At 66.8% G+C, this 12,360-nt stretch carries 11 protein-coding genes; 1 reads left to right on the top strand and 10 read right to left on the bottom strand.

Going from position 1 to position 12,360, the window contains the following annotated elements; all coding sequences use genetic code 11:
• Window positions 1–23 precede the first annotated feature (23 nt).
• Window positions 24–818 (top strand): peptidylprolyl isomerase, encoded by a 795-nt coding sequence (locus tag JQT59_RS20880; protein WP_213571819.1) that lies wholly within the window; start codon window positions 24–26, stop codon window positions 816–818.
• 112 nt (window positions 819–930) lie between these two features.
• Here JQT59_RS20880 and JQT59_RS20875 read toward each other — a convergent pair whose 3' ends face one another.
• The 10 genes from JQT59_RS20875 to JQT59_RS20830 all read right to left on the bottom strand — a co-directional run bounded on the left by JQT59_RS20875 (window position 931) and on the right by JQT59_RS20830 (window position 12,315).
• Window positions 931–3,306, bottom strand: coding sequence for a RelA/SpoT family protein (locus JQT59_RS20875; protein ID WP_109330548.1), 2,376 nt, complete (start codon window positions 3,304–3,306; stop codon window positions 931–933).
• A gap of 62 nt (window positions 3,307–3,368) precedes the next feature.
• On the bottom strand, window positions 3,369–3,902 hold the full coding sequence (locus JQT59_RS20870; RefSeq protein WP_213571818.1) for an adenine phosphoribosyltransferase: 534 nt from the start codon (window positions 3,900–3,902) through the stop codon (window positions 3,369–3,371).
• Window positions 3,899–5,635 carry an ABC transporter substrate-binding protein gene (locus tag JQT59_RS20865; RefSeq protein WP_213571817.1) on the bottom strand — a complete coding sequence of 579 codons (1,737 nt, stop codon included), beginning with the start codon at window positions 5,633–5,635 and terminating at the stop codon, window positions 3,899–3,901. Before JQT59_RS20865 ends, JQT59_RS20870 begins: the two co-directional genes overlap by 4 nt.
• Window position 5,636: 1 nt before the next feature.
• On the bottom strand, window positions 5,637–6,872 hold the full coding sequence (gene secF, locus JQT59_RS20860) for a protein translocase subunit SecF (protein WP_213571816.1): 1,236 nt from the start codon (window positions 6,870–6,872) through the stop codon (window positions 5,637–5,639).
• Window positions 6,869–8,548, bottom strand: coding sequence for a protein translocase subunit SecD (gene secD / locus JQT59_RS20855; RefSeq protein ID WP_213571815.1), 1,680 nt, complete (start codon window positions 8,546–8,548; stop codon window positions 6,869–6,871). Before secD ends, secF begins: the two co-directional genes overlap by 4 nt.
• A gap of 141 nt (window positions 8,549–8,689) precedes the next feature.
• Window positions 8,690–9,034: a preprotein translocase subunit YajC gene (gene yajC, locus JQT59_RS20850; protein WP_213571814.1), complete on the bottom strand. Its 345-nt coding sequence runs from the start codon at window positions 9,032–9,034 to the stop codon at window positions 8,690–8,692.
• A gap of 137 nt (window positions 9,035–9,171) precedes the next feature.
• Complete coding sequence (gene ruvB, locus JQT59_RS20845) at window positions 9,172–10,269, bottom strand: Holliday junction branch migration DNA helicase RuvB (RefSeq protein ID WP_109330560.1); 1,098 nt, start codon at window positions 10,267–10,269, stop codon at window positions 9,172–9,174.
• A complete protein-coding gene (ruvA, locus tag JQT59_RS20840) occupies window positions 10,266–10,862 on the bottom strand; it encodes a Holliday junction branch migration protein RuvA (RefSeq protein ID WP_213571813.1) in 597 nt (198 codons plus the stop codon). The genes ruvB and ruvA overlap by 4 nt, the downstream gene beginning before the upstream one ends.
• Complete coding sequence (gene ruvC / locus JQT59_RS20835) at window positions 10,859–11,428, bottom strand: crossover junction endodeoxyribonuclease RuvC (RefSeq protein ID WP_109330564.1); 570 nt, start codon at window positions 11,426–11,428, stop codon at window positions 10,859–10,861. The genes ruvA and ruvC overlap by 4 nt, the downstream gene beginning before the upstream one ends.
• A 134-nt stretch (window positions 11,429–11,562) precedes the next feature.
• On the bottom strand, window positions 11,563–12,315 hold the full coding sequence (locus JQT59_RS20830; protein ID WP_109330566.1) for a YebC/PmpR family DNA-binding transcriptional regulator: 753 nt from the start codon (window positions 12,313–12,315) through the stop codon (window positions 11,563–11,565).
• Between the last annotated feature and the right edge of the window lie 45 nt (window positions 12,316–12,360).

The raw sequence follows: 12,360 nt of genomic DNA, 5'->3' as shown, positions 1-12,360 counted from the left end.
CCGCCACATGTGAGGATGGACCGATGAAACGCACCTCGATTCTCGTCGCAGGCGTGGGCCTCGCGGTCCTCCTCGCCGGTTGTTCGGACTCGCCCGACTCGGGCGGTTCGGCAACCGGCACCTCCTCGAAGGCATCCCCCACGAGCGCCGCGGCGCAGTCGCTCGACCTCTCCCGATTCGGCACGTTGCCGCCGGTCCCGGCACCCGCGGCGCCAACCGTCGACTGTTCGTACCAGGCGGGTCGACCACCCGCCAAGGACGTCACTGCCCCGTCCACCACCGGTGTGTCCACCGCAGGCACCGTCGCAGTGAACCTCACCACCAGCGCCGGCCCCATCGGTCTGACCCTCGATCGGGCCGAGGCACCGTGCACGGTGAACAGCTTCGTAAGCCTCGCCGAGCAGGGATACTTCGACGACACCCCGTGCCATCGCCTGACGACGGAACAAGGGTTGCAGGTCCTGCAATGTGGTGATCCGAGCGGCGTCGGCACCGGCGGTCCCGGCTACGGATTCACCACCGAATATCCCGAAACCGCGTTCGCGCCGAACGATCCGGCACTCGCGAATCCGGTGGTCTACCCGCGCGGCACTGTCGCGATGGCGAACAGCGGACAGCCGGGTAGCAACGGCAGCCAGTTCTTCCTCGTCTACGCCGACTCGGTGCTCCCGCCCAATTACACCGTGTTCGGTGCGATCTCCGAGGAGGGCCTCGCAACGGTCGAGAAGGTGGCGGCCGACGGCGACGACGGCTCCATGTCCGCGGGCGGCGGCAAGCCGAACACCCCGGTTCAAATCGAGACCGCGAAGGTCGGCTGACCGCCCGACCTTCCCGGCGCCCGGTCCCGTACCCCGTCACGCACGAACGGGACGTTCGTTCGGTTAGACCGAACGAACGTCCCGTTCGTGCATGTTGGACAGGGCGGAGCTGTCAGGCGGCGGAGGTCACCCGGTAGACGTCGTAGACGCCCTCCACGTTCCGGACGACGTTCAGCACGTGGCCGAGATGCTTCGGGTCGCCCATCTCGAAGGTGAACTTGCTGATGGCTACCCGGTCACCCGACGTCGTCACCGACGCCGACAGGATGTTCACCTTCTCGTCCGCGAGTGCCTTGGTGACGTCGGAGAGCAGCCGGTGCCGATCGAGGGCCTCGATCTGGATGGCAACGAGGAATACCGAGGACGGTGACGGCGCCCACTGGACCTCGATGATGCGCTCGGACTGCTCCTGGAGAGACCCGGCGTTGGTGCAGTCGGTCCGGTGCACGCTGACCGCGCCGCCCCGGGTGACGAAGCCCATGATCTCGTCGCCCGGAACCGGCGTACAGCATTTGGCGAGCTTCGCGACGGTTCCTTCCGCTCCCGGCACCAGGACACCGGCGTCGCCGGTACTGCGCGGGCGCATCGGCATGGTGGACGGTGTGGCCCGCTCGGCCAGCTCCTCCTCCACGTCTCCGACACCACCGAGGTGGGCCACCAGTCGCTGCACCACGTGCTGCGCAGACACGTGGCTCTCCCCGACCGCGGTGTACAGCATCGACACGTCCGTGTAGTGGAGTTCGTGTGCGATGGCCGCCATCGATTCGGCGTTCATCAGTCGCTGCAGCGGGAGACCGACGCGTCGCACTTCCTTCGCGATCGCGTCCTTACCGTTCTCGAGCGCCTCCTCCCGGCGCTCCTTGGCGAACCACTGCCGAATCTTCGTCTTCGCCCGCGGGGACACCACGAACGACTGCCAGTCGCGGCTGGGGCCCGCATTGACCGCTTTGGAGGTGAAGACCTCCACCACTTCTCCGTTGTCGAGGGTGCGCTCGAGGGCAACCAGCCTCCCGTTGACCCGGGCGCCGATACAGCGATGCCCGACCTCGGTGTGGACTGCGTAGGCGAAGTCGACGGGCGTCGACCCTGCGGGCAACGTGACCACGTCCCCCTTGGGGGTGAACACGAAGATCTCCTTGACCGCGAGGTCGTAGCGGAGAGACTCGAGGAACTCGCCCGGATCGGCGGCCTCACGCTGCCAGTCGAGGAGCTGCCGCATCCACGCCATGTCGTCGACCTCGGCGACATCACCGGAGTGCTTGCCCTTGGTCTCCTTGTACCGCCAGTGCGCTGCGATCCCGAATTCGGCGGTCCGGTGCATGTCGTGGGTGCGGATCTGCACTTCGAGTGGCTTGCCCTCGGGCCCGACGACGGTGGTGTGCAGCGACTGGTAGACGCCGTAGCGGGGTTGCGCGATGTAGTCCTTGAAGCGGCCTGCCATGGGCTGCCACAGCGAATGCACCACACCCACTGCCGCATAGCAGTCGCGGACCTCGTCGCAGAGGATCCGCACACCGACCAGGTCGTGGATGTCGTCGAAGTCGCGCCCCTTGACGATCATCTTCTGATAGATCGACCAGTAGTGCTTGGGTCGGCCTTCGACCACCGCGTTGATACGCGACGCCGTCAGCGTGGCGTTGATCTCCGCGCGCACCTTGGCCAGGTACGTATCCCGCGACGGCGCCCGGTCGGCGACCAGCCGCACAATTTCGTCGTACTTCTTGGGATGCAGAATCGCGAACGACAGGTCCTCGAGCTCCCACTTGACGGTCGCCATTCCCAGCCGGTGCGCCAGCGGGGCAATCACCTCGAGAGTCTCACGTGCCTTGCGGGCCTGCTTCTCGGGCGGCAGGAACCGCATGGTCCGCATGTTGTGCAGGCGGTCCGCCACCTTGATCACCAGCACGCGGGGGTCGCGCGCCATCGCGATGATCATCTTGCGGATGGTTTCGCCCTCGGCCGCGTTTCCCAGAACGACCTTGTCGAGTTTGGTGACGCCGTCGACGAGGTGCGCCACTTCGTCGCCGAACTCCTCGGTCAGCTGAGCCAACGAATACCCGGTGTCCTCGACGGTGTCGTGCAGCAACGCTGCGACCAGAGTTGTCGTATCCATGCCGAGCTCGGCGAGGATGCTCGCGACGGCGAGTGGATGGGTGATGTACGGATCACCGGATTTGCGCTTCTGACTGGCGTGCTTTTCCTCGGCGACGTCGTACGCGCGCTGGAGGAGGGCCAGATCGGCCTTGGGATAGAGCTCGCGATGCAGACTGACGAGGGGCTCGAGAACCGGCCGGATGGTCGCGTTCCGTTGCCCCGTGATACGTCTGGCGAGTCGCGCTCGTACCCGGCGCGATGCAGACGCCGGAACGGCGAATCCCTGCGCTCCGCGGCTGTTGCCGGAAGCGGGATCCGCTACAGGTGACTCGGCATCGGACTGTGCAGACGAAGGGGATTTCGCGTTCTGCGACCGATCGAGATTCGAAGTCATGCCGTCACCTCCTACCACTGGTTAGCTGGGCCTTTCGGCACCACCAGGCACAACTTTAGTACTCAGACCGTGACGAGGGACGTGAGCGGGTACTTTCCGAGCCGCGTCCTGCCACCGAGCGCCACGATCTCGAGAACCACCGCCACACCGATCACTACGGCACCTGCCGATTCGAGGAGGCGAGCGGTGGCCTCGATTGTCCCACCGGTGGCCAGGACATCGTCGACGACGAGCACCGAGCGGCCGCCCAATCCGAGGGAGTCGGCAGGGATTTCGAGCGTCGCCGTACCGTATTCGAGGGTGTACGACTGTGCGAGCACCGGCGGCGGTAGCTTGCCTGCCTTGCGCACCGCCACCACGCCGGAGCCGAGCTCCCGTGCGACCCCGCCGCCGAGAAGAAATCCTCGCGCGTCGACGGCGGCGATCATCTCCGCTTCCGGCGCGCATGCGGCCAGAGCATCGACCACGACGCGGAATCCGGTGGCATCGGAGAAGACGGGCGTGAGGTCCGCGAACCGCACCCCAGGCTCGGGAAAGTCGTCCGCCCACCGGGTGAGCCGGGTGACGACGTCATGTGCGGAAGAAGTGTCGGTCACCGCCGCAGAACCCACCTGTCCATATTCCATCCGGCGCCGGAACGCGTCGGATTGACCGCTCCGGCCTCGAGACCCGCCGCGAACCCGACGGTGCGGGGCTGATTGAACAACGGCACGGTGGGCACCTCCGACCACAGGATGTTCTCGGCCTCGGTGGACAAGGCCAGCTGTGTTGCGGTGGAGCTGTCGACCGCGAGCTGATCGACGATCTGATCCACCCGGCCGTTGGCATAGTCCCCGAAGTTGTTTCTGCTACCGCCGCGAAGTGCGTACATCGCGGTAGTCGGCGCCGCAGTCCCGGCCGCGCCCGGAGCGGACGCCGTTCCTGCGAGCAGGCCATCCACCTGTCCGTCTCGCAGCATCGACGGAGTGAACTCTTCAGACCCGGCGTCCTGCACGGTAATTCCGGCCGGGGCGCACGCCGCGGCCACGGCAGCCACGATCGCGGCACGGCGCGGATCTGGTCCGAGGTACCCGATCCGCACGGTGGCCGCGGTGTTGTCGGTCTCGGCCAGCGCCGCAGTGGCTGCGGTCGTATCCGGCGTCTCGTACCGGCCACCGGCGGTTGCCGCGACCGACTCGTACACGAGGCTGTCGGGTGCCGTGAACCGGGTGTCGACGGAGGCCGCGGCGGCACCGTCCTCCGCGGCCGTTCCGAATTCCGCGGCCAACTCCTCGCGGGGCAGGCAGGAGGCGAAGGCGCGGCGCCCGGCCGGGGTCTCGAACAACCCCGACGTGGCCAGCACGAACTGCTCGACGCTGCGCGAGGGCACGTCTGTCACGTCGAAGCCGCCGAGATCGATGTCCGGGACCGATCCCGTGGCCACGTCGACCACCTCGACGGACTCGTCTGCGATGCGCGCAGCCAGATCGGCCGCCTTGGGCCACACGACGATTCGGGAGGTGGCGGGACGATTTCCCCACCAGCGGTCGTTCGCCACCAGCACCAGACCTTCGTCCGCGGAAAACGATTCGACCTTGTAAGGACCGGACGCGGGGAAGAGGGCGAGATCGAGTTCGCCGGGCGTCATCGTCCATCCGTCGTTCCAAAAGTCTGCGATCCGGGCGAGCGCCTCGTTGTCCGAATTCTGAACGGCGGCAACAAGGTCGGGAACACCGGCGGCTCGGGCGACCACATGGGCGGGCATCATCGACGTCGCCCCGAACAGCGACCGCCAATCCGTGAAGTTTCGCCCCGCCTTGAAGGTCACCGTGGCTTCCTTGGCCCCGGTCTGGCAGTCGACACGGTCGATGTCCGAGTAGCCGGCTGCACTGGCCGCATCGAACAGCGGAACCGTTGCCTCGCCGGGTCGGGTGAACCGCCCGCTGTTCGCGGCCCAGGTGAGCACGAGATCATCGCAGGACATCGGAACTCCATCGGAATACACCGAATTGGGGTTCAGCTTGTACTGCACCGTCAGCGCGTCCCCCGGCACGGCGTTGGCCGTGCCGATGTCGGTGTCGGCCACTGGCCCACCCTCCGGCCCGGTATAGCTGAATCCGGGCAGCACGCGGGCGAACGCCTGCCGTGCCCCCGACACCGAGCCGGCCACGCTCCCGGCGTTGTAGGTGGTGACGGTGCTGTCGATCGCGTACCCGATGGACGGGATCTGCTCCCCCTCGTCGGAACATCCGACGAGCGTGCCCGCGAGCACGACGGTGGCGAGCAGTCCGGCACCCGACACCGCCGCAGCGCGGTGGTGTCGGGTTCGAACTCGGGCCGATGCGCGCATGTCAGTGCCTCTTCTTGTGGCGCTTCCCGGTGGGACGCGTTCCGGGCCGAGGCGCACCGCCGGCGGCACGCCGCGGTGCGGCCCCCGCCGTGGCCCCGGCGCTCACTCCGGTCGCGGATGTTGCGGCGGCCGTCTTCACCGACCCGCCCTCCGCGAGCGCTGCTCGGCGAGCGAGCACCTTACGTGTGTGTGCAGCCACGGGACCCCACCGCTCCTTGAGTGACACCAGCAACGGCGTCGCGAAGAAGATCGACGAATACGCACCGACGACGATGCCGACGAGCTGAACCAACGCTAGATCCTTGAGGGTGCCCACACCAAGCATCCACACCGCGATCACCATCAGCGCAAGGACCGGCAGGACGCTGATCAGCGTGGTATTGATCGAGCGCATCAGCGTCTGGTTGACCGCCAGGTTCGCTTGCTCCGCGTACGTTCGGCGGGTCAGGTGCAGGATGCCGCGGGTGTTCTCCTCGACCTTGTCGAACACGACCACCGAGTCGTAGAGCGAGAAACCGAGGATGGTGAGCAGGCCGATCACCGTCGCGGGTGTGACCTCGAAGCCGACCAGTGAATACACGCCCGCCGTCACGGCGATATCGAAGAACAGCGCGACGATTGCCGCGATCGCCATGTCCCGCTCGAAACGGACGGCGATGTACACGCTGACGAGGACGAGGAACACCAGCAGCGCGATCAGCGCCTTCTGGGTGATCTGACCGCCCCACGTCTCGCTGACATCCGCGACGCTGATGGTGTTCTTACTCACCGCGCCGTTGCTGTCCTTGGGCTGGAACTCCTCGTACAGCGCGTCCTGGAGCGTGATCACCTGAGCGGCGTTGAGCGCCTCGGAGCGAATCTGCACCGTTGCGCTCGATCCCGACCCCACGGTTTGCACGGTGACGGGGTCCGTTCCGAGCGCCTCGCTGTACACCTGTTCCACCTGCGCGGTGTCGACGCCGTCGCCCGCGGGAAACTGGATACGCGATCCTCCCTCGAAGTCGATACCGAGGGTGAACCCGCGGACGAGGATGCTCAGCAGGGAGATGAGCACGATGACACCCGTCAGGATGTAGTAGAAGCGTCGCCGCCCGATGATCTCGAATGCGCCGGTTCCGGTGTAGAGCCGGGAGAGCAGGCTGTGTTTCGGCATGGACGCCTGGTCGACACCCGAGTCGGACAGCGAGGCTTCGGCGTCCGCCGGGGATCCGGCTCGGGACGTGGTCGATTCGCTCATACTCGTGACTCCTTCGCCGACGCTGCGGCAGCCTTACGTTCCTTGGCGATCTGCTGCACGGCTCCCAGCCCGTTGACGCCCGGCCTGGACCAGAACGGCGACTTCGACGCCAGGTGCACCAGCGGCCACGTCACCAGGAAGACAACGACGACATCGAGGATCGTGGTCAGTCCGAGCGTGAACGCGAACCCGCGCACCTGACCGACCGCGAGCACGTAGAGGACTGCGGCGGCGATGAAGCTCACCGCATTCCCCGAGAGAATCGTTCGGCGCGCCCGAGCCCAACCGCGGGGAACCGCCGACCGGAAACTCCGGCCTTCCCTCATCTCGTCCTTGATTCTCTCGAAGAACACCACGAACGAGTCTGCAGTCATACCGATACCGATGATCAGACCGGCGATACCGGCCAGGTCGAGGGTGAAGTTGATGTACCGGCCGAGCAGAACCATGATCGCGTACACCATCACACCCGACAGCACCAGCGACAACGCTGTGAGCACCCCGAGCATGCGGTAGTACAGCAGGCAGTAGAGCAGCACGAGGATCAGACCCACGAGGCCGGCGATCAGACCCGCCTCGAGCGAGGCGAGACCGAGCGTCGCCGACACCGTCTCCGCCTCGGATGCCGCGAACGAGAGGGGCAGCGAGCCGTATTTCAACGTGTTCGCCAGTTCCTTGGCACTGGCCGCCGTGAACGAACCGGTGATCGAGGTGGAGCTGCCGGCGGGTGTGGCGCCCTGGACCACCGGCGCACTGACCACCTTGGAGTCGAGGGTGAAAGCGGCCTGTTTGCCGATGTTCTGCGACGTGAACGCGGCCCAGGTGTTACTGCCCTCCGTCTTGAACGTCAGGCTCACCTCGTGCCGCGACTGCTGGGAGTTGTAGCCGGACGTGGCGTCGGCGATCTCCTGCCCGTCGATGATCGACGGCGCGAGCAGGTACACCGCTTGACCGTCGGTGGAGCACGCCACCAGGGGCAGCGCCGGATCGTCGTTTCCCCGCAGCGGGTCGGGAACCGAGCAGTCGAGCGTCGCCATCGCCGCCTGCTGTACTGCGGGGTCCGTACTCTGTCTGCTCGCGCGTGCCGCTGCGATCTCGTCGGCGGCCTCAGCGGTTTCGGACCCGGAGCCGTCGGCCGGGGCGGCCTCGTCGGACGGGGTCGGTTCGGCGGGTGCGGACGGATCCTGCGCCGGGAACGGACGGTTTTGTGGTGCCGGTGCCGGCGTGGCGGGTTCCGGTGTCCCGGTGGGCTCGGCCGGGGTTTCGCCGGCGGGAGCCTGCGCGCCGGGGGCAGCCGCCGCCTGCGACGTCTGCACAGGACGCACGTAGAGGCGGGCGGTCTGACCGAGCGAACGCGCCTGAGCACTGTCGTCACCAGGAACGGTGATCACCAGGTTGTCACCGTCGATGACTACCTCCGAGCCGGAGACTCCCAGCCCGTTCACACGGGTCTCGATGATCTCCTGCGCCTGACGCAGGCTGTCCGGCGTCGGCTTACTGCCGTCGGGTGTGCGCGCCGTGAGGGTGACTCGGGTCCCGCCTTGCAAGTCGATGCCCAGCTTGGGTGTCGCGGACTTGTCGCCAGTGAAGAACACCAGGGCATACAGAACCGCTACGAGCACCGCAAAAACGGTGAGGTAGCGGACGGGATGCACCGATCCTGTGGAAGGTGCCACGATCTCTATGTCTCCTCAGTACGTGCAGTTCGAGTGGAACGTTCGGTGGGCACCCCGCCGCCCTTGCAGGGCTCGGCCCGGTGCAACGCCCGCCGCGCCTCGGACGCGACGGCTACGCGCGGTACGCAGCGGATGCGTCGATCAATCCTTGGTCAACCGCGGCGTGGTGTCTCCGCCGTTCTCGTGGTCATCGGGCGCAGCGTCAGACGCGGGCTCCGCGGGCTCGATCGGAGAGTCGACGATCTGCTCACGGATGACCAGGCGCGACCAGGTCGTGATCACACCGGGGGCGATCTCGAGGTCGACCGTGTCGTCGTTCATCGCGACGATCGTCCCGTGCAGCCCCGCTGTGGTCAGGATGCGGTCGCCGACCGAGAGGGATTCCTGCAGAGCGGTGGTCTTGGCCATCTCCTTCTTCTGCCGGCGGATCCCCAGGAACATGGGGACGAGCAGCGCCAGAATGAGCAGCGGGAAGAGAAAGTCCATCGGTAAGTCAACCTCGAGGTATGTCGCACGATCCGTAGCGCACCGGTCCCGGTTGGACCGATGCAGTACACCAGTGTGCCATTACCGTCCCGTACATCGGTTCGGTCGGCATGCGGCGGCGCGTTCCGCCCGGCCGATCAGGGGTCTTCCGGATCGAACAACGAGGCCTGCGGTTCGTTGACCCGCACCTCGATTCCACCGGCGACGGCGTCCGGTGGCGGCGTCAGCCCGAGTTGGGTCCACGCGGCGGCCGTTGCCACTCGACCGCGGGGTGTGCGGGCGATCATGCCCGCCCGGACCAGGAACGGCTCGCAGACCTCTTCGACCGTCGCCGGCTCCTCACCCACCGCGACAGCGAGGGTGGACACGCCGACAGGGCCGCCACCGAAGCTTCGGACGAGGGCACTGAGAACGGAACGGTCGAGACGGTCGAGGCCCAGTTGGTCGACGTCGTAGACGGCGAGCGCCGCGTGGGCGATGTCGCGGGTGATGACGCCGTCGGCACGAACCTCGGCGTAATCACGCACCCGGCGCAGCAATCTGTTGGCGATGCGGGGTGTGCCGCGGGACCGGCCAGCGATCTCCGCCCCGGCCTCCGCACCGAGCTGCACACCGAGAATCCCTGCCGACCGCATGAGGATTTGCTCCAGTTCGGCGGGTTCGTAGAAATCCATGTGCGCCGTGAACCCGAACCGGTCGCGCAGCGGCCCCGTCAGCGCCCCCGAGCGCGTGGTGGCACCGACCAGCGTGAAGGGGGCCACTTCCAGGGGAATCGACGTAGCGCCCGGCCCCTTACCCACGACGACGTCGACCCGGAAGTCCTCCATTGCGAGGTACAGCATCTCCTCCGCCGGACGGGCGATGCGATGGATCTCGTCGATGAACAGCACGTCCCCTTCGACGAGATTGCTGAGCATGGCGGCAAGATCACCTGCCCGCTCGAGCGCCGGTCCGGAGGTCAACCGTAACGACGACCCGAGTTCGGCGGCGATGATCATCGCCATACTGGTCTTTCCCAGGCCGGGTGGTCCGGACAGCAGGATGTGGTCGGGGGTGCCGCCGCGCATCTTCGCGCCGGTCAGGACGAGTTGGAGTTGTTCCCGCACACGGGGCTGGCCGATGAAGTCGTGCAGGTTCTTGGGGCGCAGACTGGCTTCTATGTCGCCGTCGCCGGCAACGAGGTCGGGCGATACCGGTGACTCGTCTTCGAAGTCCGCGTGGGATTCGAGATTCATCGTGTCTTCCCGAGCAGGGACAGGGCGGAGCGTAACGCTGCGGACGTCGTCGATTCAGGCGCTTCCACCAAGACGGAGTCGGTGGCCTGCTCGGCCTGCTTGGCCGGGAATCCGAGGCCGACGAGGGCTTCGACGACCTGATCGCGAATCGAACCGCTCCCGGCGGCGATCGCCACTGCCCCCGACGACGCAACCGCGTCCACCTTGTCGCGCAGTTCGACCACCATTCGTTCCGCTCCCCGTTTGCCGATCCCCGGTACCCGGGTCAGCGCGGTCACGTTGCCCTCGGCCAGGGCTGTGCGCAGTGCGTCCGGTTCGAGGACAGCCAGCGTGGCCATGGCGAGCCGTGGTCCCACCCCCGACACCGTCTGCAAGAGGCCGAACAGTTCCTTCGACTCAGAATCGGGGAAGCCGTACAGCGTCATCGAGTCTTCACGCACGATCATGGCGGTGATCAGGCGGGCTTCACTTCCGCGGTGCAGCCCACCGAGGGTGGCGGGGGTCGCGTTGACGCGGTATCCCACCCCTGCGGACTCGATCACCGCATGATCGAGCGCGATCTCGAGTACCTCGCCGCGGACGGACGCGATCATCGTGTACCTGCCTTCTTCACCTCGGCCAACCGGGCCTGGTATCGACGTTTCTGTTCGGCCGCGGCCGCCTCGGCCCGGGCCATGCGTTCGATCATCGGCGCTCGCCAACAGTGACAGATGGCGAGTGCCAGGGCATCCGCGGCGTCGGCAGGCTTCGGTGCGGCCGCGAGTCGCAGGATGCGCGTCACCATGGCCGTCACCTGAGCTTTGTCTGCCGATCCGCTGCCCGTGACCGCGGCCTTGACCTCGCTCGGAGTATGGAAGCAGACCGGGATCCCGCGGCGGGCGGCCGCCAGCGCGACCACACCACCGGCCTGCGCGGTGCCCATGGCAGTGCGCACGTTGTGCTGGGAAAACACCCGCTCGATGGCGACGACCTCGGGTCGGTGGAGGTCGATCCACGACTCAGCCGCCTCGGAGATCCGCAGCAGCCGGGCAGACAACTCGAGATCCGCAGGGGTACGCACCACGTCGACAGCCACCGGGATGACCGTCCGTCCTCCTGCGCCGTCGACCACACCGAATCCGCACCGGGTCAGACCGGGATCCACACCCAGCACACGCACGCCCTGCCACCTCTCCCACGCCGAACAGCTGTTCGATAGCTTAGCCGGGGGGTCGGACGGTGAGGCGCACCAACACGCAGGACGAGTGGGGGCGGGTGAGCACCGCTCCCCCGCCCCTCACCGGTTGCCGGCGGTCAGTCCTCCAGCTCGGCGAGGACCTCGTCGGACAGGTCGACATTGGTGTAGACGTTCTGCACGTCGTCGGACTCCTCGAGAGCGTCGACGAGCTTGAAGACTTTGCGTGCTCCGTCTGCGTCGACCGGAACCTCGACGGACGCGCGGAAGTCGGCCTCGGCGGAGTCGTAGTCGATTCCTGCCTCCTGCAGCGCGGTGCGCACGGCGACGAGGTCGGTGGGCTCACTGACGATTTCGAACGTGTCACCGAGATCGGTGACCTCTTCGGCGCCGGCGTCGAGGACGGCCATCAACACGTCGTCTTCGGACTGATCACCCTTCTCCAGGGTGACGACGCCCTTGCGGGTGAACAGGTAGGACACCGATCCCGGGTCTGCCATGTTGCCGCCGTTACGGGTCATCGCGGTACGCACCTCACCCGCGGCGCGGTTGCGGTTGTCGGTGAGGCACTCGATGAGGACGGCGACGCCATTGGGTCCGTAGCCCTCGTACATGATGGTCTGCCAGTCGGCACCGCCCGCTTCTTCACCGGCACCGCGCTTGCGTGCGCGCTCGATGTTGTCGTTGGGCACCGAGGTCTTCTTGGCCTTCTGGATGGCGTCGTACAAGGTGGGGTTTCCCGCAGGATCGCCACCGCCGGTACGGGCCGCCACCTCGATGTTCTTGATCAGCTTCGCGAAGGCTTTGCCACGCTTGGCATCGATCACGGCCTTCTTGTGCTTGGTGGTGGCCCATTTGGAGTGGCCGCTCATGCGATTCAAGCCCCTTTCCTGCTGCCTGTGACACGCCGAATGCGC

It is taken from the genome of Rhodococcus sp. USK13 (assembly GCF_018343855.1).
GTDB lineage: Bacteria > Actinomycetota > Actinomycetes > Mycobacteriales > Mycobacteriaceae > Rhodococcus_F > Rhodococcus_F oxybenzonivorans.
Note: the sequence above shows the minus strand (reverse complement) of the source record. Positions and strands in the feature narration are given on the sequence as shown.